Annotated in this window: 20 protein-coding genes; 14 read left to right on the top strand and 6 right to left on the bottom strand. The window is 43.7% G+C overall.

The window, feature by feature from the left end:
• Positions 1-67: 67 nt before the first annotated feature.
• From JMX70_RS00210 to JMX70_RS00220, 3 genes are all read left to right on the top strand, one after another.
• The gene (locus JMX70_RS00210; protein ID WP_201588611.1) at positions 68-1,360 is read left to right on the top strand and encodes an FAD-dependent monooxygenase; all 1,293 of its coding nucleotides are present in this window, start codon (positions 68-70) and stop codon (positions 1,358-1,360) included.
• 39 nt (positions 1,361-1,399) lie between these two features.
• Positions 1,400-2,035, top strand: a complete 636-nt coding sequence (locus tag JMX70_RS00215) for an OmpA family protein (RefSeq protein ID WP_068404156.1) — start codon at positions 1,400-1,402, stop codon at positions 2,033-2,035.
• Positions 2,036-2,101: 66 nt separating this feature from the next.
• Positions 2,102-2,794: an OmpA family protein gene (locus tag JMX70_RS00220; protein ID WP_082894253.1), complete on the top strand. Its 693-nt coding sequence runs from the start codon at positions 2,102-2,104 to the stop codon at positions 2,792-2,794.
• Between the two features lie 25 nt (positions 2,795-2,819).
• Here the strand turns inward: JMX70_RS00220 and JMX70_RS00225 are convergent, their stop codons facing one another.
• On the bottom strand, positions 2,820-3,728 hold the full coding sequence (locus JMX70_RS00225) for a lysine exporter LysO family protein (RefSeq protein WP_201589612.1): 909 nt from the start codon (positions 3,726-3,728) through the stop codon (positions 2,820-2,822).
• 223 nt (positions 3,729-3,951) lie between these two features.
• Between JMX70_RS00225 and JMX70_RS00230 the strand changes: the two genes are divergently transcribed.
• The 3 genes from JMX70_RS00230 to JMX70_RS00240 are packed head-to-tail and all read left to right on the top strand — an operon-like array spanning position 3,952 to position 8,727.
• Positions 3,952-6,723: an alpha/beta fold hydrolase gene (locus JMX70_RS00230; protein ID WP_201588613.1), complete on the top strand. Its 2,772-nt coding sequence runs from the start codon at positions 3,952-3,954 to the stop codon at positions 6,721-6,723.
• On the top strand, positions 6,716-7,918 hold the full coding sequence (locus JMX70_RS00235; protein WP_201588616.1) for a patatin-like phospholipase family protein: 1,203 nt from the start codon (positions 6,716-6,718) through the stop codon (positions 7,916-7,918). Before JMX70_RS00230 ends, JMX70_RS00235 begins: the two co-directional genes overlap by 8 nt.
• Positions 7,915-8,727: an SDR family NAD(P)-dependent oxidoreductase gene (locus JMX70_RS00240; protein WP_201588619.1), complete on the top strand. Its 813-nt coding sequence runs from the start codon at positions 7,915-7,917 to the stop codon at positions 8,725-8,727. Before JMX70_RS00235 ends, JMX70_RS00240 begins: the two co-directional genes overlap by 4 nt.
• Positions 8,728-8,734: 7 nt before the next feature.
• On the opposite strand, the gene JMX70_RS00245 is transcribed toward JMX70_RS00240, so the two are convergent.
• From JMX70_RS00245 to nadA, 3 genes are all read right to left on the bottom strand, one after another.
• Positions 8,735-9,628, bottom strand: a complete 894-nt coding sequence (locus tag JMX70_RS00245; RefSeq protein WP_201588622.1) for a phosphatidate cytidylyltransferase — start codon at positions 9,626-9,628, stop codon at positions 8,735-8,737.
• Between the two features lie 79 nt (positions 9,629-9,707).
• A complete protein-coding gene (gene nadB / locus JMX70_RS00250; protein ID WP_226928905.1) occupies positions 9,708-11,609 on the bottom strand; it encodes an L-aspartate oxidase in 1,902 nt (633 codons plus the stop codon).
• Between the two features lies 1 nt (position 11,610).
• Entirely contained in the window at positions 11,611-12,750 is a 1,140-nt protein-coding gene (gene nadA / locus JMX70_RS00255; protein WP_201588625.1) for a quinolinate synthase NadA, read from the bottom strand.
• A 320-nt stretch (positions 12,751-13,070) separates the two neighbouring features.
• On the opposite strand from nadA, the gene JMX70_RS00260 reads away from it, so the two are divergent.
• The 4 genes from JMX70_RS00260 (at position 13,071) to JMX70_RS00275 (ending at position 17,798) form a co-directional block, all read left to right on the top strand.
• Positions 13,071-14,105: an NUDIX hydrolase gene (locus JMX70_RS00260; RefSeq protein WP_201588628.1), complete on the top strand. Its 1,035-nt coding sequence runs from the start codon at positions 13,071-13,073 to the stop codon at positions 14,103-14,105.
• A 203-nt stretch (positions 14,106-14,308) separates the two neighbouring features.
• The gene (gene nadC / locus JMX70_RS00265; protein WP_201588630.1) at positions 14,309-15,169 is read left to right on the top strand and encodes a carboxylating nicotinate-nucleotide diphosphorylase; all 861 of its coding nucleotides are present in this window, start codon (positions 14,309-14,311) and stop codon (positions 15,167-15,169) included.
• Between the two features lie 268 nt (positions 15,170-15,437).
• Entirely contained in the window at positions 15,438-16,079 is a 642-nt protein-coding gene (locus JMX70_RS00270) for a MarC family protein (protein WP_082894251.1), read from the top strand.
• A gap of 336 nt (positions 16,080-16,415) precedes the next feature.
• Positions 16,416-17,798, top strand: coding sequence for an NAD(P)/FAD-dependent oxidoreductase (locus tag JMX70_RS00275; protein WP_320158244.1), 1,383 nt, complete (start codon positions 16,416-16,418; stop codon positions 17,796-17,798).
• 95 nt (positions 17,799-17,893) lie between these two features.
• Here JMX70_RS00275 and JMX70_RS00280 read toward each other — a convergent pair whose 3' ends face one another.
• Positions 17,894-18,496 carry a LysE/ArgO family amino acid transporter gene (locus tag JMX70_RS00280; RefSeq protein WP_201588632.1) on the bottom strand — a complete coding sequence of 201 codons (603 nt, stop codon included), beginning with the start codon at positions 18,494-18,496 and terminating at the stop codon, positions 17,894-17,896.
• A gap of 214 nt (positions 18,497-18,710) precedes the next feature.
• Between JMX70_RS00280 and JMX70_RS00285 the strand changes: the two genes are divergently transcribed.
• From JMX70_RS00285 to JMX70_RS00295, 3 genes are all read left to right on the top strand, one after another.
• Positions 18,711-19,460, top strand: a complete 750-nt coding sequence (locus tag JMX70_RS00285) for a hypothetical protein (protein WP_201588634.1) — start codon at positions 18,711-18,713, stop codon at positions 19,458-19,460.
• Positions 19,461-19,809: 349 nt separating this feature from the next.
• The gene (locus tag JMX70_RS00290) at positions 19,810-20,463 is read left to right on the top strand and encodes a hypothetical protein (RefSeq protein ID WP_201588636.1); all 654 of its coding nucleotides are present in this window, start codon (positions 19,810-19,812) and stop codon (positions 20,461-20,463) included.
• Between the two features lie 71 nt (positions 20,464-20,534).
• Positions 20,535-21,092: a hypothetical protein gene (locus tag JMX70_RS00295; RefSeq protein ID WP_201588638.1), complete on the top strand. Its 558-nt coding sequence runs from the start codon at positions 20,535-20,537 to the stop codon at positions 21,090-21,092.
• 119 nt (positions 21,093-21,211) lie between these two features.
• On the opposite strand, the gene rluB is transcribed toward JMX70_RS00295, so the two are convergent.
• Positions 21,212-22,138 (bottom strand): 23S rRNA pseudouridine(2605) synthase RluB, encoded by a 927-nt coding sequence (gene rluB / locus JMX70_RS00300; RefSeq protein ID WP_201588640.1) that lies wholly within the window; start codon positions 22,136-22,138, stop codon positions 21,212-21,214.
• 398 nt (positions 22,139-22,536) lie between these two features.
• Here rluB and JMX70_RS00305 point away from each other — a divergent pair, with 398 nt between their 5' ends.
• The gene (locus JMX70_RS00305) at positions 22,537-23,583 is read left to right on the top strand and encodes a polysaccharide biosynthesis/export family protein (protein ID WP_227671101.1); all 1,047 of its coding nucleotides are present in this window, start codon (positions 22,537-22,539) and stop codon (positions 23,581-23,583) included.
• Position 23,584: the final 1 nt, after the last annotated feature.

Consider the following 23,584-nt stretch of genomic DNA (forward strand, 5'->3'; position numbering starts at 1 on the left):
CATTTCAGCTGCTGCTAAATCCCATCAATATGGCAGATAGCATGAATAACGCGACAAAGGATGTTTTATGAAAAATAACCATACGCTCATTATCGGCGGCGGTATCGTCGGTGCAACCCTTGCGCTAAAACTGGCACAAGCTGAGATGCCAGTGACGCTTATTGATGCGCGCCCTAAACGTAGCGAGGCAGATTGGCAACAAGTGCTTGGCAAGCGGGATGCGCGTGTTTATGCATTAAGTCTTGCCAGTATCAACTTACTCAAAGACGTGGGCGCTTGGCAAAAGATAGCGGCATCAGAGCGCAAAGCCGATTATACCCAAATGCAGGTTTGGCAGCTAAACGGTCGCGGCGAGTTACTGTTCGGCGATAGTGATGATGCTAATAATGGTAATGACAGCAGTAACAGCAATCATAACTCTGAGACAAAAATGCTCGGTAGTATGGTTGAGCCAGCCGTTATCGAATATGCATTGTGGCAGCGTTTATCTGCATCTGATGTCAGTCAATATTTAACCGTTATCGATGGGCACAAGGTTGTCGACATGGACTGGCTTGGTAGCGCGCAAGGTTACCGTGTGACCTTAAATAATGGCAGTGTGATTGACGCGCGTTTATTAGTTGGTGCTGACGGTCGCGGCTCGTTTGTACGCAGGCAGGCGGCCATTGAGCTAGATGTGCTTGATTATAAGCAAACGGCGATTTGCTGTGCCATTCAAACCGATAAGCCGCACCGAGCAACCGCCCGTCAAGCCATGCTACCGACAGGTACATTGGCATTGTTGCCGCTTGCTGATATCACGGATGAAGATAAAGCCAATCCACAACACTGGCAGTCGATCGTATGGACATTACCCCGCAACCAAGCATTGGCATTGTTGGAAGAAACGCCGCGCTACATCGCTGATAAATTGGCTGCTGCCAGTAATTATGAGCTGGGTGCTATCCGCGAGATTGAATCCATCGCCAGCTTTCCGTTAGCCGCGCAGCAAGCAAAAAGCTATGTCGCCGATAATCTAGTATTAATTGGGGACGCCGCACATGGTGTGCATCCGCTGGCAGGTCAGGGGCTAAATTTGGGAATGCTTGATGTAAAAGTGTTAAGCGAACAACTCAGCCATGATTATGCGCGCAGTGGCAATAAGCTGTGGGGTACGAACCAAACCTTACGAAGCTATGAGCGTCTGCGTCGTCCGCATAATAGCCTGATGATGCATAGCTTTTCGGCGCTTAATTGGCTGTTTGCCGGCTCGCTTGCGCAGATGCGTCCGATTCAACAACTTCGTAATGAAGGTATGTATCGCGTCAGCAAAATTAAACCATTGATGCGGTTGTTTGCTAAGCAAGCGAGTGGGGTTTAGCGTTTTAATTGAAGCTAATAATTGAACTAAGGATGGCGTATGAAAACTAAGTTATGGATGACGATAAGAGTGGTAATAGCTAGTTTTATGTTAACTTCTTGCCAATCCGTACCAACAAAAGGTTTAATCCACAAAGAATCATATAACATCCCTAAAGTCATGATAGAGCCACATGCAGATACAGACAATGATGGTGTCCCTGACATCATAGATAATTGTCCGAACACTCCTGAAGGGGTCAAGGTTGATCCGTATGGTTGTCCTCTTACCACTATTGGAACTGGCTTACAAATGGAGTATCGTGCCTTTTTTGCTAAAGGTAGCAGTGAACTAACCTCTAAATATCAGGCTGAACTGGATAAAGTAGCCGCAAGAATGAAAGAGTATGATACCGCTATTTTTAAAATTGAAGCGCACATTTCAGAGGATGAAATTAATAAAGAGTTAAGCTCATTACCTAAAAACAGAGCACTGATAATCAAAAACTACCTTTTATTAAAGCATAGTATAGAATCTAGTCGATTGATGACTTTAAATTGTGACGCTAGAGCGCCCATTGCACCTAATGAGACTGAGGAGGGCAGAGCTTTTAATCGTCGGGTTTATGGTTTATTAACTGAGCCTGACAGTGACTATCCTATCAATTTAAAAGACGGAATCTGCGTTGAATTTTAATGATAAATAGCTGTCATCTCAACATAAACAAAGAATTGTTTTTGAAGGTATTCAGAGAGGGTAACCATGCGAATGAATAACTGTAGCACTTTATTGCTGCTAGCAACATCTATAGCGTTAGCTGGCTGCCAAACCACTTCAACTGCGCCGTCTAAAGAGTTACCTCAACATGAAAACATCAGGACGATGCAAGCAGCGATTGATCCAGATGGCGATGGAGTGCTTGATGATATAGACGAGTGCCCTGACACGCCACCTAACGTAGTGGTCGATGCGAAAGGCTGTCCAGTAGAGGTTTATACAGGTTCGCTAGAAATGCAGTTGCAAGGATTTTTTGAACCGATGAGCAGTCAATTATCTGACGAATATGATCAAGCATTTGCAATAATTGAAGAAAACCTTCATGAGCAACCAGATGCCAAGGTTTTTATTTTTGGTCATGTAGCATCAAACGAGCTTGCGATAACGCCTAATAAAAATAATTTATCGCGTAACCGTGCCATTAATATCAGGAATAGGTTAGTAGAAAAGCATCACATTACCTCTGATCGTATCTCCACTTATGATTGCTCAGATAGATATCCGTTTATAGCTACAGACTTTAGCGAAAGTGATCTTGCAGGTATAGAGTCGAAAGATAGAAGGGTAACTGTCAAAGCAAGTACGCAAGTCAACGACCTAGCCAATATAGAAAACCCAAGTGATTGGAAAAACTATGAACCATATCTAAAGCGCTGCGAGATATTTAAATCTGAATAATAACGTCAAAAAAAACGGTTGATTTTTAAAAAGCCGAAAACAGCACCATCAACACTGGCGAGACAATATTAATAATAAAGCCAAAACTAATCGCCAGTGGCACAACTTTTAGCCCGCCTGATTGTTGAATAATTGGTAAGGTAAAATCCAAGCTGGTCGCACCGCCAAGACCAACCGCTGCTGATGGATATTTGCGCATAAAGACGGGGATAAATAATAGCGCAAAGAACTCACGTACCAAGTCATTAAATAGCGCCACACTGCCCCAAACCGCGCCATAAGCATCGGTCATGATAATTGCTGATAGCGAATACCACCCAAACCCTGATGCTAGTGCCAAGCCTTTCGTCCAAGAGACATCGCTAAACATTAGCGCAAAGATAAGCCCGCCGACCAATACCGAGAGCGTAAAGATCACGCTCATCTCAACACCGCGTTTATTGAGTAATACTTCTTTTAAGGTAATCCCCGAGCCTTTGAGGCCAATACCAACAAGCAAGATTAATATCATCAACATGGCGGTCATAGTGTTTTCGGGTGGCATATAATCGGCTGGCAAGAAATAGCCAATCACAAAACCGATCGCCACGCAAAATACTTGTGCTAGACTGCCGCGAATACTGACACGGTGCTCTTTAGATTTGACGCTGGGTTTTTTGGCATGCCATGGACGCAGACGGTCAAACAGCATCAAGGCAAATAAGCCGGTGCCAATCGTCAGTATCGACAATATGGTCACATAAAGCGCAATTTCGCCTATTTGGCTACCAAGCCCTTCAACTTGCGCCAGCTCAATACCAATCAACCCTAAAATGATAAAGACCAAATAAGACAAGCCTTTATCGGCAAGCTTAGTCATGGTTGGGTTTGAGGGAATGGCAAAGCCAATAAACATTGGCATTAATACCAAAACAAGGGTAATTAGGCTTTGCATGTCGGCAGACTCGTCATTTTTAAACAAGGCGTTTTTGGGAGGGCATTTCTCAGAAGCTGGGGATTGTATCATATTAGCTCGTAAATACGGCTATCAGCACATCATATTCATCGCAAAATATGACGGTTGTTTGAGTAGTAAATGACCTCTAAGTGGCTGGTTATTCTTTACCTGACAAACTTTTGTTGCTACATTGAAGGCATCAAACGTTTTGGCACGTATTATGTCGCTATATCAACTCAAGTCTCAATTCCAAGATCAATTGCGTCCTATAAGCGATACTCTAGCTGGGCAAGGTGTTACCGCCAACCAAGTGACGGTTTCAGCAGTATTGTTGAGTGTGGGAACGGCCTATGTGATAGCTAAGCCCGCAGCCAGAAATCAAGCGCTATGGCTGTTAATGCCGTCATCATTGTTTGTGCGTATGGCGCTCAATGCTATTGATGGTATGATGGCGCGTGAGCACGGGCAGGCATCCAAACTTGGTGCAGTGCTTAATGAATTGGGCGATATTGTTGCCGATACAGCATTATTGGCCAGTCTGTTGCCGCATATTGATAATCAAGAAACGCCCGTTGGACTGATAAATATCGCAGAAAACCTATCTCACAGTCAGCGCCATATTGTCGGTTTGATTGGTTTTAGTATTGGTACCGAGCTACTGGGCATAGCCAGTAATACAGCGCTAGGTACTCGAGCCAACCATGGGCCATTAGGCAAAAGTGACCGTGCTTTTTTGCTGGGTGTGCTTGGCATCTTGGTTGGTGTCAAAGTACCGTTATCGCTATCACCTATAAGAATAGGGCAGCTGTGCCTACTGACAGAAGCAATGCTCTTAAAAACTTGCCTCAATCGCTTGCGTTATATGGTGAATTTATACGTAATGCGTAAACCGCCAGTGCCTAAATCAACACTGAGTGCCTTAAATACTTGTCATCATTCAAACATTTCCAACCATGCTGAATTTTCTCCTAGCGTCATTGATGGTTTCATCGCTCATAACGCTTTACCTCATTCTTCTACTAATGCTTTTCTTTTGGAATCCAATATTATGTCAGCGACCTCTAATAGTGCAGAAAATAAAATAAATCTGCTTAACGATAGTAATCATAAAGACCCATCCCAAAAGACGTCATCAAAGAAACTCTCATCAAAGCAACCTTCATCAAAGCAGTTCTCACCCAAAACTATTCATGGTGAAAGTAGTTATAATGCTTATGATGGCACGGCAATATATTATCGTTACTGGCTGACGATGCCTCTAGAGGCTATAAAACAAATCAGTCAGCAACACACACAACAGCGCCAAGTCATTCTGTTACATCGTGGTCATGAGCATTCAGGACGATTGGAAGAGTTAGGACAGCAGTTTGCTGCGGCTGGCTATCAGGTATTTGCTTGGGATGCACGCGGTAATGGGCGCTCAGGCGGTATCAAAGACCATGCCGAGAGCGTCACCGAGCTAGAGCGCGATTTAAACGACTTTGTGCAATTGGTCGTTGCTCAAACTGGCATTGCCATTGACGATACTTTACTCATCGCCAGTAGTATCGGTGCGGTACTCGCGGCAGCATGGGTACATGATTACGCGCCCAATATCCGCGGGATGATTTTGGGTACACCTGCATTGAAGATTCGTTTGTATCTACCCTTTGCCATACCGTCGTTAAAGGTGGCTCGCGCGCTTGGACTGATGTCACGCGTGAGTAGCTACGTCAAAGCGCAAGTGCTGACCCATGATAAAGACGCACAGCACGCCTACAATGCCGACCCGCTTATCTCCAATAGCATCTCGACTGACTTGCTCATTGATACTCATGCGACGGGTCAACGCTTGCTCGATGATGCTGGTGCCATTACCGTACCGACGTTTGTATTGTGCGCAGGCAAGGATTATGTGGTCGATAAGCAGGCTGAACGCGATTTTTATGACGCGATTAATACGACTACTAAGCGTTGGCAATTATATCCAGACAGCTATCATGCGATCTTTCATGAAACCAATAAAGCAGACGTCTTCGCTGATTGTATCGAGTTCGCTGAGCAGGTATTCAGTACGGACGTTAAAGCATCGGATTTGAGCGCCGCTCATCTAAACAGTGCCAGTAAGGATAAGGTTGATCGCTTAGCGATTAAACCTTTTAACCCAAGCTTTGCCATTACCCGATTTGCCATGCAAAAATTTGGTCATGTCAGCGATGCCATTGCCACAGGGCTTGCGCATGGCTTTGATTCGGGTCATTCGCTCGATCATGTCTATTACAATCAGCCGAGTGGTCAGAATAAATTTGGACAGGCAGTCGATAAATTTTATCTCAATAATATCGGTTGGCAAGGGATTCGTATCCGCCGTGAGCATATATTAGAGCTAACACGTCAAGCTTTAGCAGATATTGAAAATAAGAACCAAAATAGTGCTAAGTCATACCAACCAAGATTGCTAGATATTGCTAGTGGCCATGGCTTTTATGCGTTTGATTTGTTGACAGAGTTTACAGCCTTGCATGCTGAGCTACGTGATTATGAGCAGCATAATATTCAAGCGTTAAAGTCAAAAGCACAGCAGCTAGAAATTGCTGATCGCGTGATTGCCTGTCAAAAAGATGCTTTTAACCCTGCCAGTTATGTTAATGAGCAGAAAGAGACTGGCAGTGCCGATGAAACAAAATTCGATATCGCCATTGCCTCTGGTGTTTTTGAATTGTTTTCTGACAATACGCTACCAACGACGGCTTTGGTAGGCATTTACGATAGTTTAAAATCTGGTGGTTATTTGCTTTATACCAATCAGCCTTGGCATCCTGAACAAGAATTTATCAGTAAAACCTTAAACAATCATCGTGGCAGCGATTGGGTGATGCGTTGTCGTTCACAAGCAGAGATGGATCAGTTGGTTGAGAGTGCTGGCTTTCAAAAAATAGCAATGCGTATCGATCGCTTTGGTATTTTTACCGTGTCACTAGCGATTAAAGTCGCCTCAACCAATCATGAATAATACGCATGCCAAACCCTATGAGCGTGTACAGCTTTTTTCAGGGGGCGGTTCCCGTTTTGGCTATTATTTAGGTAGCTATGCAGCATTGGTGGCTCATGATTTGACGCCGGATATGATTGTTGGCACCTGCGGTGGTAGTCTATCGGCTTATTTGGTTAATTTGGCGCCCGATCCCAGGGATTTGCAGGAGCTCATGTGCAGTCGTGAGTTGTATCGTGTCATTACTGCCATCAGACATGTCGCGCCAGACGAAGTAAGTAAGCGATTAAAAATACGTTGCATGACTCAGGCTTTCAAGCGCTGGCGACTCACAAAACAAAAAGCTAACGGACAAAGACTGCGGCAAGTAGATAACTATGAGCGGATTTTGGATGAATTGCAGCAGCTAGCGATGTTTCGAGTTGATAAGGAAGAAAAATGGCTTGACGAGTTGTCTGGTTTTTCTCTCAAGCAAAATAATAATTTGTGTAATCCTACCGCGCCAGAGATAGCTATTATCGCCAGTCGCCTGCATCCAACAGCTAGCCAAGGGACTACTGTTGATAATGCTTTTCACAATGATTTTAGGCTACAAGAATTATTATTTGCTCCGCCGCGATTGGCAGCATTAGATCTCATTGCAGAAAAACTGAATTCACCGGCTCATACATTTGCTACTGGACGTATAACTCAGTCTGTCAAAACGCTGACCAAATGGGATTTTGCCCCTGCGATTCGTGCTTCTATGGCAGATATGTATTACCTACCACCGACGCATATTGCAGCGCTTGGTTGGTGTTTAGGTGGGGTGATTAATCTCACGCCCATTGAGCTGGCGTGTCAATTGGGTCATAGCGTATTTGCAGAAACCAAGGCAGGTTATGATTCATGGCTTGCCGCACCAGCCATTCAACGTGTTTTTGGTTTTGACCCCAACGAGCGTTTGGTACAGGTGCAGGGTTTGGATTCAACAGAAACGTTAACCCGCGCTGATTCTGTTGAAACCAGTCCTCGAGTGAATCAACTCCATTGGTTACCTTTTGCAGATAATGCTCAGCAGTTGGCAAGGCAGCATGTACAAAAGCGTTTTAACATCAGACAAATGACCGTTGAGCTCATTCACAGTGACTATGATGGCTTTGTGCAGCAAATGCAGGCGCAATGGCAGTATGGCTATCAGCGAACCACTGACTACATACAGCAGCATAGTCTATGAAGAATGCCACAAAGCCCGCCTCAATAGATAAACCACACATTATTGTCGTTGGTGGTACGAGTGGTCTTGGTTTGGCGTTGGCACTGCATCATCAGGCGCTTGGCTGGCAAGTGAGTGTGATTGGTCATAGCACGGCAAAGATAGATCGTCTCAATAGTCAGCATCCTAACATTATTACTTATTGCTGTGATTTGACTGATAACGTGCAAACACAAAGTTTGTTAGAGAGCTTGTCAAATATCAGTTTTCAAAGAGTGATTTATAGTGCGGGTAGTTATACCAATGAGCGTGTTCACCATCTGAGTCAAGCGGACAGCGATCAAATGCTAGCAATTAATCTGCAAGCGTTTGAGCAGGTTTTTAGATGGGCAAGTGAGCAATTAAGGCGGCAAAGCTGTGCGTTGGATTTCAACGAAAACAGCAGCCTAAGCCTAATTTGTATTGCTTCTATCGCCGGTACAATGGATTATCCTTACGCCAGTCTTTATGCCAAAAGCAAACGCGCGATGATTGCCAATGCTAGCGCCTATCGTGCAGCACTTGCGCCTTATGATATCCAAGTAAACTGCATCGCCTCAGGCTATATCGATACCCAAGCATTACGTGATTTAAATAATGGTGATGCTAGCCATAAGCCATTCATAATAAAAACACAAACGGCGGTTGAGAAGATTATGCAGGCAATTGATAAAGATATTGAGCTGGCCATATTTCCACGCTCTATGGGCTATATCATTCGGGCGCTAAACCATTTACCTAAGCCTTTGCTTAACTGGATATTGCGTAGTAAATTGGATAAAACCACTTGATAACAGCTTAGCCAAGCAGCCAATAAAACAAGGTAAATAATGGCACACCAATCAGCAGACTATCTATTCTATCCAATACGCCGCCATGTCCAGCGAGCATAGTACCCGTGTCTTTTACTCCGTGCTGACGTTTAAAGGCGGATTCTAATAAATCTCCAGCGATACCACTTACCGCTAAACCATAGGCGGCCAATAAGCAAATCCACCAGCTAAAAGAAGTGAGCCAGATGCCTAATAGTGTGGCCAATATCGCTGCTAATACACTGCCAAAGAGAGCACCTTCGATACTTTTATTCGGGCTGATGGTTGGAGCAAGACCGCGCTTAAAGATTTTGTGACCAAGCAATCGTCCGCATAAATACTGGGCAATATCATTAAATTGGCTGGCGAATAATACAAAAAACAAAATGCCATATTGTTCGCGCTGCCACGTTAATTGCTGTAAGGCAATCAAGCTGATAATCAATGCGATAAAGACAGAACTAAACAGCAAGTCTAGGAATTTTAAACGTGTATAGGCTCGCTTAGAATCACAAGGGGTTTTGATAAAAGGCTGAGTATTTGGTTGCAAGCCACGCGCTTGAAGTTTACTAATAAGCCTAGCTTTACTAGGTAGGTGCCATAATCGTTTAATCTCGTAGCCGCCACGCACACCAATTAACAAGAAAAAAGCGATCAGCAACCACTGATAGGGGTATGTGCGAGAGTGTAGGTGTTGACTATTATCAGTTATCTTAGCGATAACATAACAAGCGCAAAGCGCTGCTAACATGAGCCACCATGAGCGTGCTATAAGATAGATTTTCGGTAAGCGCTGACGTAAGTGAGGTAGGGCAAGCATAGCCCAAACCGAACTCACGACTAGCATTAGGGCCATCACAAACCGTATGTCAGAAGCCATGTTTTTAGCACTTTGAGGTCGTTAGAGAACGGTAATCTACCGTTTTTTTTATGGCTGAAGTGGCAACGCTTAATTGCTGTTAGGCGTTAGCAACTGTATATACCGATTCAGCCTCTGTATCATCGATTATAGGCTGAACCAACCAATCGATACCACCCTCTTTCAACTTTGATAATGGTTCAATCACACTGGTCCGAGGTGTGCTCGTTAAGTTGGGATAGTCTTTTCGGTAATGGCCACCGCGGCTCTCAAGTCGTTGATAAGCGGACTCGATAACTAAGGTCGCTAATTGCAACTGTCTGGCTAACTGAAAGTAGGGCAGCTCATTTAGAATAGTAGGGTTATCTTTATTATCGATATCTAACTGATTAGAGTCATAGCCGTTAAGCTGCTGTTGCCATTGCTGTATTTGCAAAAGTGCTTGTTCTAATTGTTTAGCATCCCGGGTAATGCCCATATGAGACGTCATCAAAGCTTTTAATCCTGCGGTTATTCCAGTGATATCAGCATTTATATTGACGTGGATGTTGTGATTGTCATTTTTATTACAGTTACTTTCATATTCAACAGACGATGGCAAAGTAATGCGCTGACTATTTTTAAGCGTTGGCGCTGTCCACGTATCATAGATTGATTCATTTAAATCAGAATCAGGTAAAGTTGTTTCTAGCGTTCCTATTGCTGCTAAATAACGCGGTAAATCAGCAGCGATATTGCGCCCAACCACCACACATTCCAACAATGAGTTACTTGCTAAGCGGTTTGCTCCATGCAGACCTGTATAAGCGACTTCACCCGCCGCATAAAGTCCTACCACATCGGTTACGCCATTGGCATCTGTGACCACACCACCACAACTATAATGAGCGGTCGGCGCAACGGGGATAGTGTGTTTTGTAATATCAATACCGAGTTCGAATAGGGTTTTATAAATCTGCGGAAAATGCTCGCGCAAAAACTCCGCTGGCAAGTGACTGACATCAAGATTGACGTAGCCTAGACCGTTATCGTTGATTTGCTCAGCGATGGAACGCGCAACAATATCTCTTGGAGCTAGTTCTGCGCGCGCATCAATATCAAGCATAAAACGCTTACCAGTTTGCGGGCAATATAATCGTCCACCTTCGCCGCGTAGTGCTTCAGATATCAAAAAGCTACTATCGCCAAATGCCAAACCAGTTGGATGAAATTGGATAAACTCTAGATTTGCCAAACGGCAACCCGCTTGCCATGCCATCATAACACCATCGCCGACACAGACGTTCGGCGCGCTGGCACGCTTAAATAATTGCCCCAAGCCACCACTGGCTAAGACAACCGCGCGACTATAAAAGGTAAGTTTACGTTGATGTATATGATCAAAAACAAGCGCACCTTGGCACTGATTATTTGGATTGGCGCTATTTTTTAACAGGCTTAGTGCTTCATGATAGGGCAAGATAGTAATATTGGACGCAGCTTGCGCTTTTACAATCAAGGCTTCCATAATATGCCGACCAGTTGCATCATCGGCGTGGGCGACCCGCCGACAGCCATGACCGCCTTCTTTGGTTAAATGCAAATTACTGGTCTGTAATGTCGCTATAGAGTTTGTATTATCATGCTGGTGTCTCTCCTGCTGGGGAATCATGGTAAAGGGCACACCTTGTTCACAAAGCCATTGCACCGCTTGCTGTCCAGCGCTTAAAATACTGCTGGTATTATCAGCTTCGCATAAACCTGCGCCTGCAATGAGTGTGTCAGCGATATGGTCAGCGACACGGTCATTCTTATCTAGACTGGCTGCAATGCCACCTTGGGCATAATGGCTTGAGCAAACATCCAGTGCCGCTTTGCTGAGTACCGTAATGTTTAGCGATTTCGGCAAAGCAAGGGCGGTGGTTAATCCTGCAAGGCCAGCGCCAATGATAAGTACATCTGTCTGGATAGTATCCGTAGAATTATGAGTATTCACCTTATCCGCTAACCATGCCTCGCTCATATTATGCCGCTCCCACATTGGCAAACAATTCGCGGTCTTTGACGATATCACCGCTCGCAGTCACACGTTGTTTTTGCGCTTCGGCAAAATCAAGCATACGTTGTAAAGGTTTTCTAGCTGCTGCTGCCAGCTCAGGCGTCATGAGGACTTCACCGCTACGATTGGTCAAGCACTGTTCAATACCTTGCAGGCCATTCATTGCCATCCATGGACAAAAAGCACAGCTTTTACAACTGGCGCTTTCACCAGCCGTTGGCGCAGCTAAAAAGCGCTTATGTGGCGAGCGCTTTTGCATCTCATGCAAGATGCCTAAGTCGGTGGCAACGATAAAGGTATCGGCATCCATCTCATACGTTGATTGCAACAGCTTACTCGTCGAGCCGACCACATCAGCCAGTGCCACGACGCTATCAGGCGATTCAGGATGCACCAATACTTTGGCGTTTGGGTGCTCCTCTTTTAATTGCAGCAGCTCAGTAGCTTTAAACTCGTTATGTACGAGGCACGAACCTTGCCAGAGCAGCATATCCGCGCCAGTCTCTTGTGCGATATATTTACCCAAATGGCGGTCAGGACCCCAAATGATTTTTTCACCATTATTATGCAAATGGCGGATGATATCGATGCCAACCGATGACGTAACTACCCAATCGGCACGGGCTTTCACAGCAGCGCTAGTATTGGCATAAACCACCACTGTACGCTCAGGGTGAGCATCACAAAATGCGGAAAACTCATCAGCCGGACAGCCCAAATCGAGCGAGCACTCCGCTTCCAAGTCTGGCATCAGTACCGTTTTTTCCATACTCAGTATCTTTGCTGATTCACCCATAAAGCGGACACCAGCGACGACCAAGGTTTGCGCACTGTGCGCTTGTCCAAAGCGCGCCATCTCTAGCGAATCACCAACGCAGCCGCCGGTTGCCAAGGCCAAATCTTGGATAAAAGGATCAACATAGTAATGCGCAACCAATACCGCATTATGCTCTTTTAATAGCTGCTTAATATTCTCTTCAACCGCAAGTCGTTCCGCACGTGGCAAATCCGCTGGGATTTTCGCTTTGGCGTATTCGATATTCATCTGAGTCGCAATGCGATTATCAGTGCTCATGATGGGCGCGTCGTATGGATAAGTTTTCATAAGTGCAAACCTTTGCTGCGATAACGGCAAACCTAATAGCCGCTAAAAGTGAGTCAATTAAATGTGGCCAAATAACAAGTTTTAATAATTATGCTCATTTTGAGCATAATTACAAGTATTTTTTATAATCTGCTTCTAAAATGATACGTAATTCGTCAAAACTTACCTTGCTCGCTGTCTTTTTTATTGCTTCCGATATCGTCTATTTACAACGGCAGGCTATGATAGTTTTCGATTCACGCTATACTAAGCGTGGTCAGAAACACTTCATTTTAAAAACGCTCATTTCACGTTTAGACATAAAGGACACCTTTAAAGCCATGACGTTGTCTTATTCACATTCGCATCAACAAGGTAGCGGCACCACAGAAGTGGTCGCCGTGCTGGTAGCGATTACTGAGCACACCGCGCGCGTTTTAACGGTTGATCAAGGCAAGCTCTTGCCTAATGGGCCATTAATGCCATTACATCGCTCCTTGCAAGCGGGCGTACGTCAATGGGTGGAGGAGCAAACGCAGCAGCCGCTTGGTTATTTAGAGCAGCTTTATACTTTCGTAGATACCAATCGCCGCAACGTCGATGGTCATGCGTTGGTGTATGTCAGCTACCTAGGATTGGTGCAAGAAGCGCAAATGCAAGAGCTGCCAAGCCAAGCATTATGGCGCGATTGGTACGATTATTTCCCGTGGGAAAATCACTTGGACGGTATGCCAAGTATGATTATGAATCATATTGTGCCGGCGTTATTAAGCTGGGCAGACAGCGCAGCGGAAACAGTCGTGCGGCAGCGCCGCCGTCAGCGTATTGGTTTATGCTGGGGAATCAGTGAGGAAACTTTGAGGGTTGATAATCTCAAAGATACGGACAAGGCATTAAATGTTGATAAGGCTTATGAGAATAGAGAATGGGTGGCTGAGCATGTGTTGCTGCGTTATGAGATGCTTTATGAAGCAGGGTTAATCCCTGAAGCGCCGACTTATCCGCCAAGTTACCAAGTGAAGTTGCCTACAAATTGGTCGCAGTTAATAGGCGTACCGATGTATTACGACCATCGCCGCGTGATTGCCACCGCTATCTCAAGACTGCGTGCCAAGATTGAATATCGACCGCTTATCTTTGGTTTGATGCCGGACGTGTTTACCTTGTCGCAGCTGCAACAAAGCGTTGAAGCGTTATCAGGCGTGCCTTTACATAAGCAAAACTTCCGTCGTTTGCTAGATTCACAAAAACTTGTCATGGAGACAGGGCAGAGTAGTAGCGCTCAGCGCGGTCGACCTGCCAAGCTTTATCGCTTCCGCCATGATATTGAGTTACAAAGTTTACTCATGGATAGTAAATTGCCTAAACGAAAATAGCATCAACTGCACAAGCCTTCCTATACCGACGCTAAATACTCATATCAAAGCGAAATCATATTGGTTCATTTTATTAATTTGCACCCTTTTCTTGCGAGGCTTTGTACTTTGCGCTATATTTATGCTCATTTTGAGTTTAATTGAAGATATTTTCTTAAATGTATCGAACGCATATAAATATCAGGCAAAAATAAGGGTCAAACATGACAGTTAAACAAGAGCCAGCATTGGGTGAAGTATTGCTTAAACCTTTGGTGGAAGCGGCGTTAACGGAAGATTTGGGTAGGCGCGGTGATGTGACTTCACAAGCGACTATACCAGCAGATACGCAAGCGCAATTACAGATCAAAGCGCGGCAAGCAGGTGTGATATGTGGGATGGATTTGGCGCGTTTGTCTTTTGCTTTGATTGACGAGCAAATCAAGTTTATTGCCAAAGTGAATGACGGTGCGACGGTCGAAGCGGGTACGGTACTGGCAACAGTCCGAGGTAACGCGCGAAATTTACTAACCGCAGAGCGTACCGCGCTTAACTTTATGACTCATCTCAGTGGTATTGCGACAGATACCAAAAAAATTGTCGACAGCGTTGCCGACTATCCGGCGCAAATCACTTGTACGCGTAAAACCATACCTGGTTTGCGCATTGTGCAAAAATACGCAGTACGCTGCGGCGGCGGGCGCAATCATCGCTTGGGCTTAGATGATGCAATTTTAATCAAAGACAACCATATCGCTATCGCCGGTGACATCAAAACTGCCATTCAGCAAGCGCAAGATTTTGCCGGGCATCTTATTCCGATAGAAGTCGAAGTCGATACTTTAGAGCAGTTAGAGCAAGCCTTAGAGGCTGGCGTGAGTTTGGTACTTTTGGATAATATGGCACCTGACGTATTATCAAAAGCCGTCACCATGTGTAAAGGTCGCGCCAAAACCGAAGCCTCAGGCGGTATCACCCCTGAAACGGTGCAAGCAGTAGCAAAAACGGGCGTTGATTTCATTGCCATGGGTTATTTAACCCACAGCACCACGGCACTAGATATTGGTCTGGATTTTAGCGCTTAAGATTAACGGTTGGTCTAAATCGATGCTAAAGCTTTTGATTAATTTTATGGCATAGGTATCGGTTAAATAAGTGATTAAAAGGGGAGATTTGTACGGATATGCTATTGAATTGGTAAGGACGATAAATTAAGCGAAGTTAATGATTTAATAGGCTTATCTGGCTATGCTACAATGCCGCTGCTACCGATTATAAGGTCGTCTTTGCCTGTACTTGTGCATAGCGACCTTATCTTTTGTCCGATTTGACCAATAGATAAGCGAGCGCTCAGTGGATACTGAAATTATCAAGATAATCTTAGCCTTTATGGTACTGATTAATCCCTTTGGCGCCTTGACGTTGTTTTTGGATTCAACTCACGGCTATTCGCTAAATAATCGCCGTAAAGTGGCGCGCATCGCTTGTTTGACGATTTTTATCACCATCAGCTTTTTTACCTTAGCAGGCGAGACGTTACTTAAATTGCTTGGTATCTCGATTGGTTCGTTCCAGTTGGCAGGTGGTATCTTGGTATTTTTAATCGCCCTAAATATGATGAATGGCGAAGGTAACCCGGTTAAGCCCGATCAAGAAAACTTTGATGTTGACCATTTGCAAGGTGCGCCGCCAACGATGGCTGCTGCCGTAGTTCCGATTGCCATTCCCATGATGATTGGACCTGGCGGTATCTCGACGGTGATTATCTATTCATCACAGGTCACTGGTATTTTGCAAGTCTCTGCGATTTTGATTGCTGGTTTATTTATCAGCTTATTTTGTTATGTGGCGCTAATGGCAGCGGGCCGTATCAGTCGTTTATTGGGAGATACTGGACTTAATATCATGAGTCGTATTATGGGTATGTTGCTTGCAGCAGTTTCTATCGAGATTATCGTTAATGGACTACGTACCTTATTTCCTGATTTAGTGTAATTGTCACCTTGCTTTTCTGCCACTTACTTCTCTAGTGGTTCTTATCTGTCCTTTTTTACGCCCCTTCTTTTTTAAGATATATCCGTATTTTTTAGACCGTGTAAAAAAACATGGTCTTTTTATTATTGGGCCAAAGGCTAAAACTTCCTAAAGCAGACAAAACTGCCTAGTTGCTGAAAAATACTAAGACCTATCCTAAAAGGTTGTTTAGTAACACCTTTTTATATCTTGCTAATACTTGTATCAATTCCAATTAATCACCAAAAGTCTGCATTAAAAAAGTTGTCCATACAAATATGTTATGATAGGAGCACAACAATATTATAGGAGTCAGTTTTGAGTAAGAAAAGAATGGCAATTTTAGGGGCAGGTCCAAGTGGTTTGGCACAGTTACGTGCCTTTGAAGCGGCTCGTTTAGCCGGGGTAAAAGACTTACCTGAAATCGTATGTTATGAAAAGCAAAACGCCATTGGTGGTATGTGGAATTACAGTTGGCGTACGGGTTTAGATAGAAACGGTGAACCCGTGCACGGCAGTATGTACCGCTATTTATGGTCAAATGGCCCCAAAGAATGCTTAGAATTTGCCGATTATTCATTCGATGAACACTTCGGTGAAGCCATCCCATCGTACCCGCCGCGTGAAGTCCTAAAAGATTACATCATGGGCCGTATCGATAAACAAGATATTCAAAAATATATTCGCTTTGAATGCCCCGTGCGCTGGGTGTCGTTTGATGATGAAACGCAAAAATTCACCGTGACGGTGATGAATCATAAAACCGATGAGCAAGAAGTCGAAGAGTTTGATTATGTCGTGGTAGCAACGGGTCATTTCTCTACGCCAAATATGCCGTATTTTGAAGGTTTAGAAGCCTTTCCAGGTCGTATCTTGCACGCGCATGATTTCCGCGATGCCTTAGAATTTAAAGATGAAGATATCTTATTAGTAGGTAGTAGCTATTCTGCCGAAGATATTGGTACTCAGTGCTACAAATATGGCACCAAGTCGGTAACCATCAGTTATCGTAGTAAACCGCTCGGTTATGAGTGGCCTGAGGGTATTAAAGAAGTGCCATTGGTAACGCATTTTGAAGATGATGTCGCGCACTTTGCCGATGGTACAAGCCAAAAGTTTGACGCCATCATCATGTGTACCGGTTACTTGTTCCATTTTCCGTTTATGCCAGATGAGCTACGTTTGCAGACGCACAACTGCTTGTATCCAGCCAACTTGTATAAAGGTATCTTTTGGCAGCCAAATCCAAAGCTGATTTATTTGGGCATGCAAGATCAGTATTTCACCTTTAATATGTTTGATGCGCAAGCGTGGTATGCACGTGATGTGATAATGGGTGATATCGAATTGCCCGATTTGGCAGCACGTGAAGAAGATGAGCAAAAATGGCTCGCAACGTATGCCAAATGCGTGACGGTCAGTGATTCAATCGACTTTCAGGCCGCTTATATTCGCGATTTGACCAATGCTACCGATTATCCAGAATTTGCCGTTGAAAAACAGGGCGAGATTTTAAAAGAATGGCAAAAGGACAAAGCCGAGAACATCATGACCTTTAGAGAAAAGGCCTATCGTTCTACTTTAACTGGAACGCTATCTCCTGAGCTACCAGAGCCATGGTTAGATATCCTTGATGATTCGCTAGAGCACTTTTTAAACTTGACCTTTGTTAAACCTAAAAAGCGCAAAAAAGCGTCCTAATAAGAAGTCATTAGTTTCAAAGTAATAAAAAACCAAACACGTTAATGTGTTTGGTTTTTTCGTTTTGATAAGCTATGTTTATTTCTTACGCTTCATTAACTTTGATATAGATGCCAAGCCAAATACAGCATCAGAAAACCGACTAAGGCATCGAGTATATTCCAAGCTTTTGGCTTAGCAAATAAGGGTCTAAGTAGTCGCGCACCATAACCAAGCGCAAAGAAGAAAAAGAATGAGGCGCTTACCGCACCAGCGGCAAATACGACTTTGCTATTTGCCCCTGTTGAAACCATGCCGACGAGCACCAATGTATCTAGATAGACGTGCGGGTTAAGCCAAGTAAAGCCAAAACATAACAACAGTGCTTTTTTTAAGCTGGTGACGACTTGACCATCGATGGTGAGTGCATGCGATAGGCGTACACTGGCGTATAAGCTTTGGATGCCATAAGCCAGCAAAAATATGACGCCAGCAATTTTGGCAATGTCTACAACTTGCGGATAACGTGCTGTCACTGCGCCAAAACCAGCGACACCAGCAGAGATTAAAATCGCATCACTGACTGCGCAAAATAGGCAGACGAAAAATATGTGCTCGCGTTTCAGCCCTTGTTTGAGCACAAAAGCGTTTTGTGAACCAATAGCGATAATCAAGGATAAACCAAGCAAAAAACCGGCGCTATAATCGGTGAAATTCATGATAATTGGCTTATCCTTTAAAGACCAAAACGGTGACGTTTGCTTACTGGCAGCGCTGAGAAAAGCTGTTAAGATAAGGGATAAAATGGTCGAATGCAATATGTCTGCTGCAATAGCTGCTACGACGTTATCAGTATTATTCAGCAATATCAGTCAGCAATGAATAAAGAATAGGCGAGGAGCAGGGTAGGTCATGGTCATAAGTCTGACAAGAATGCTACAGTCGTTTGGGCAAGCCCAAGATGACCTGCCAACCATCGCTGCCAAAAATGCTCAGCAAGCTGCCGCTAAAGAAGTTTCTAATAATGCAAATAAGCATGGCAATAGTAGCGATAACCAAGTAAACATGGATACTTCAGCTTCCAATTCTTCGCTTAGCGAGCCGCAGCGTAGCGAGCGTATTTGTGATGCCTTAGCACAAGTGAATGATATCCGCACGCCGACGCCGTTGACCGATCGATATCTAGCCAATCGCGCCCAAATGCGCCCGACCAATAGACCTCCTTTTGACCCCGATACCTTATGGTATCTTAAACATGGACGCTGTCCGATTATGACTGAGCTTGTTGATGTGGTCGATGCAGCCACCCTAAACGCGATGCCGATTGAAGCGGTTGCCATATTAGACCGAATTAATAGTAAGCTAAAACGCTACCGTGAATGGAGTAGCGAGCTCAACGCTGAGCAACAGCAGCAACATAATGAGCGCCAGTTTGTCATTGATAAGCTGGTGTCTGAAAGTATCCCTGAAGCGCTGCATCATTATGAGCAGCTGCAACGCTTTAGCCCGCATCGCACTAAAAATAATGTCGTCCAAGGAAAAATGACCGCCGGCGATATGCTCACGGATTTGTTTTTAGACATTGATTACGAGCTTGACGAGTTATTAGATGAGTTGCATCAAACGGTGATGAATAAACTGGCTTCAACGCACCGTTATGTCAAAAGCCGTACCCAAAGCTAACTTGAATTTAACGAGGTTTATTTAAAAGTTGTTAGTATTGTTATTGTGAGTTCAGTATAAAAACGATACAGAGACACTGGAATGAATTTTTCGCAGCCTCTGTCGGCGCAGGCACAGCAAGCTAGAAAAGTTTATTCCAGTGTCGCGTAAAAAATTCATGTTTCTGTTTTGTTCGCAAATAACTATAAACACAATCGGTTCAATACATAACAATATAAGGCTTTAATACAGCCTTATTTTTTTGTTTAATAATAATGATTAAGTATTATCGAAAATAACAATAAATTTGCCAACCGCGTCTGCTAAATATTTTTGCTAAGTATTTCTACTAAACAACAAGGATACCCAAATGACCCAACTGACTGCGATGTTCGTGATGTTTATTTTATATGGCGTGCTGCCAGCAGCTGGGTTGTACCTTGGGTACCGTGGTATCAAAAAAGTCACGGCGCCCAAAATGCTTGAGTATAAAGCGATGCCGCAATTGGGTTATATTCCTGAAAAAAGCTTGCCAGTTGAGGTCAAAACAGCGCTTGATCAAATCAATGATAAAGGCGAGAAGCTACGGGTTATTTATGGCGATACCAATAACGATGGTAAAATTGATGATAAAGATACCGTCAATGAAACCTACGTTATGATTCAAAATTTAATGGATAGGCATGTGCCACTAGCGGTAGCCGATTATCGCCGCTTGCATGACTTAGATGTCGGGAATGGTGCGCTTGCTGATACCACGAAAATTAAGCACTCTGATGTCACGGGCAAAGAGGCACTATTAGAAGTGCTTAGGACGATTAATACCCAGTTTGATGACCTGCTGAATGCGTCCTATCATCAAGATGGACAAAAGCTACTGGCAACCAATCGATATTTGCAGCAGCGTTTTAATAACCCAACCAGCAATTCTAGACTACAACAAATCGATAATAGCGCTGCTGAAATTCAGGTAATTGAAAACTCAGCTAATAAAGAAACTGATGTAAAAGATATTAAGCTATAAATGAGAGGTTTTAATAATATCCCAAGTTTAAATGTTTATGCTGAAATAAGTCGAAAGAAGAGTAAAGTGACATGAGTATATTACTAGGCGTTGGTGTGGTTACTACTGTTAGCGTCTTTTATTTGGGGAGAAAGGGCTGGCACGCATTGCATAAAATGGTTGGTATTACTCCAGGCGTGCTGACCTATCAAGATAGTAATGCGCCCCTGTTGTTAACTTCTCTTAATTGGCAACAGTTAAATTTAAATAAAAAACACCTAGAAGCTTTATCGGATAAGCAGCTGCGCCAATTGCAGCACATTGATAAAAAGGTAGCCAATTATCACAGCTACCAAAACGAGTTAGAAGCGCAAAATGTAACTTCAGCTATTAACGAGCAGCAATTTGTCTTACATAAAATGCTGCATATGCGCTTACCTGAAATGTTGGCCAGTCATTATCATTTAGCAAATATCAATATAAGCAATCATACTAAAAACGGACAGAGTCAGGCTGAGGCGAGTAGGCTATTACAAGAGGTATTGGACAGCATTGAGCAGCGCTTAGATGGGTTGTTAGAGCGAATGGAAGAGCAACATCTACAAGAATTGCGCGTGATGAAAAATTATATTCATAGTCATGACGACTAAGCCTCAAGTCAGTGATACTCTTAAAAAATGCATAAAAATGCATAAAAATGCATAAAAAAAGCGGTCAATGATTGATTCATTGACCGCTTTTTTATCAGCTAGGATTAACCTGTGACAGCTTAACGCTTGTTGTTACGATCGCGGGTATTACGTGAACCGCGACTGGCAGGACTGCCACTGCTTTTAGGTTTTGCACTGCTAGGACGGCTATCGCTACGACTGTCAACACGGCGCGCTTTAAGCGGCTTGCTTTTGATACGTTCTTGCTTTTCTTTAGCTGCACCGTGCAGACCAGTGCCGTGGCGTGGGCGTAGGCTGACCAAATCGGTTAAGGTATTGATGTCTTTTTTGTCGAGCTCTAAGAAGCGACCTGTACGCAGCTCCTTTGGTAGCGCAATCGTCCCATAACGCGTACGTAATAGACGGCTCACTTTAAGACCTTGCGATTCAAACAATCGGCGCACTTCGCGGTTACGACCTTCTTTTAGTCTGACGTGATACCATTTATTGACACCTTCACCGCCGCCCTCTTTGATATCTTCAAACTGTGCCATGCCATCCTCTAGCATAACGCCAGCGGTTAGTGTACGAGCGATATCTGGTGTCACTTCACCAAGTACACGTACGGCATACTCACGGGTGACTTCGCTAGACGGATGCATCAAACGGTGCGCCATCTCGCCATCATTGGTAAATAAGAGCAGACCAGTTGAGTTAATATCCAAGCGCCCAACCATGACCCAACGATCATGAGTCAATTTTGGTAAACGTTCGAAAACTGTTGGACGACCTTCTGGATCATTAGCCGAGCAAACTTCACCTTCAGGCTTATAATAAGCTAAAACGCGACGACGCTTTTCATTTTCAGCCGTATATTTGATTTGACGACCGTCAACACGGATCTCATCGCCTTGTTCGACGCGGTCGCCGATGGTTGCGGGTCCATTATTAACGGTCACACGCCCTGCTTTAATCACTTCTTCCATCTGACGACGTGAACCAAGTCCCATGCGGGCGAGTGCTTTTTGGAGTTTTTCATCTTTCATAACGATATCCTTGAGTCGGTGGGTTTACATTTCTCAATGTATAGATTTGGACTGAGTATTATACGCTATTTATTGAAGTGATGTTAAAGAGAAAGCTTTTAAAGCTCGTATTATTAGTCATACTCTATGCTTTATTAAGTGATTGAATCCTATGCGATATTCTTATGTAATATTTATATAATTAGGATATAACTGAATGTTACTTTTAAATAGATTTCACCAAAAAATTTGCCTTATCTGTCCAATCTTTAACCAGCTATGGTATTATTGCCTTGTTTTTTATAGTTAATGTAATACTCGATTATGGTTGTCTAAATTGTACTTTTTGCTAGACGCTGCTTATATCTGTGATTTATAAAGGTTTTTCTATGTTTTTCAATTCATTAAAGCTATTAAGTGTGGCGTCTGTACTTACAATTAGCATACTCACGGGTTGCTCTAGTATCAATGCTGGTCTGCAAGCAGGTGACCTTCCGCCAAGTGGTGCTTTTATTGCTGAAAATGGTATACATTTCAATATTCAACCTCTAAGCCTAGCAACATTACCACCAAAACAAGCTGTTATACCAAATGCTAACTTAGCTCAGCTGATAAGAAGCTCTAGCCGAGCAGAATATCGAATTTCTGAAGGTGATATTCTTAGTATTATCTTAGTTGGTTATCCCGACATTACATCAGCCGGTGCTTCAGGCTATCCTGTAGATCAGCAAGGATTCGTTCAGTTTCCACTTGTCGGACGTATTAAAGCGACTGGCATGAGTGTGCCACAGTTTACGGCGAACTTGCAAAGACAGCTACAGCGCTACCTTAAATATTCGGATCCTCAAGTTAAAATTACTGATTATCGTGGTAATAAATTCTTTATTGATGGTGAAGTCAGTAAGCCTGGTGAATTTAGTATTACAGATATGCCAGTTTCATTATATAGCGCTATTTCTATGGCAGGTGGCGCGACTTCAAGTGGTGATTCGAATAGTATTGTATTAAACCGTAACGGTACTAATTATAATTTGGGGCTACAGTCGTTGAGAAGTATGGGGCTATCAGCCAATCAACTCTATATACAAGATGGCGACTCTATTCATGTCAATAGTCAAAATCGTAATAAAATTTACTTATTGGGTGAGTTTGGAAAAATAGAGCCAGTCCCTATCCTTGAGCAAGGCATTAGTTTGGCGCAGGTAATCGGCGAATCCAATGGTTTGAACTCTAGTACGGCCAACGCGGCTAAGATATATGTTGTTCGCGACAACCTTGTTACTAAAGCTACGGATATTTACTATGTCGATATGCAGGCAATTACAAGTTTTGCGTTAGCCAATCGGTTTGAGATGCAGCCTAACGATATACTATATGTCGACCCAACAGGTTTGACGCGGTGGAATCGCGTTCTTAGCGCCCTATTACCTTCTACTTCCACGATAAGGTCACTCTCAAGCTTATAGG

The sequence above is a fragment of the Psychrobacter pulmonis genome, from assembly GCF_904846465.1.
GTDB lineage: Bacteria > Pseudomonadota > Gammaproteobacteria > Pseudomonadales > Moraxellaceae > Psychrobacter > Psychrobacter faecalis.

Bases quoted from the DNA above. Each gene is read 5' to 3' on its own strand.
- JMX70_RS00260 (WP_201588628.1), top strand. From the start codon at position 13,071: ATGACGTTGTCTTATTCACATTCGCATCAACAAGGTAGCGGCACCACA.
- JMX70_RS00225 (WP_201589612.1), bottom strand. From the start codon at position 3,728: ATGCAAAGCCTAATTACCCTTGTTTTGGTATTAATGCCAATGTTTATT.
- JMX70_RS00215 (WP_068404156.1), top strand. From the start codon at position 1,400: ATGAAAACTAAGTTATGGATGACGATAAGAGTGGTAATAGCTAGTTTT.
- nadC (WP_201588630.1), top strand. From the start codon at position 14,309: ATGACAGTTAAACAAGAGCCAGCATTGGGTGAAGTATTGCTTAAACCT.
- JMX70_RS00290 (WP_201588636.1), top strand. From the start codon at position 19,810: ATGACCCAACTGACTGCGATGTTCGTGATGTTTATTTTATATGGCGTG.
- nadB (WP_226928905.1), bottom strand. From the start codon at position 11,609: ATGAGCGAGGCATGGTTAGCGGATAAGGTGAATACTCATAATTCTACG.
- JMX70_RS00210 (WP_201588611.1), top strand. From the start codon at position 68: ATGAAAAATAACCATACGCTCATTATCGGCGGCGGTATCGTCGGTGCA.
- JMX70_RS00280 (WP_201588632.1), bottom strand. From the start codon at position 18,496: ATGAATTTCACCGATTATAGCGCCGGTTTTTTGCTTGGTTTATCCTTG.
- JMX70_RS00295 (WP_201588638.1), top strand. From the start codon at position 20,535: ATGAGTATATTACTAGGCGTTGGTGTGGTTACTACTGTTAGCGTCTTT.
- JMX70_RS00285 (WP_201588634.1), top strand. From the start codon at position 18,711: ATGCTACAGTCGTTTGGGCAAGCCCAAGATGACCTGCCAACCATCGCT.
- JMX70_RS00235 (WP_201588616.1), top strand. From the start codon at position 6,716: ATGAATAATACGCATGCCAAACCCTATGAGCGTGTACAGCTTTTTTCA.
- JMX70_RS00240 (WP_201588619.1), top strand. From the start codon at position 7,915: ATGAAGAATGCCACAAAGCCCGCCTCAATAGATAAACCACACATTATT.
- nadA (WP_201588625.1), bottom strand. From the start codon at position 12,750: ATGAAAACTTATCCATACGACGCGCCCATCATGAGCACTGATAATCGC.
- JMX70_RS00230 (WP_201588613.1), top strand. From the start codon at position 3,952: ATGTCGCTATATCAACTCAAGTCTCAATTCCAAGATCAATTGCGTCCT.
- rluB (WP_201588640.1), bottom strand. From the start codon at position 22,138: ATGAAAGATGAAAAACTCCAAAAAGCACTCGCCCGCATGGGACTTGGT.
- JMX70_RS00220 (WP_082894253.1), top strand. From the start codon at position 2,102: ATGCGAATGAATAACTGTAGCACTTTATTGCTGCTAGCAACATCTATA.
- JMX70_RS00245 (WP_201588622.1), bottom strand. From the start codon at position 9,628: ATGGCTTCTGACATACGGTTTGTGATGGCCCTAATGCTAGTCGTGAGT.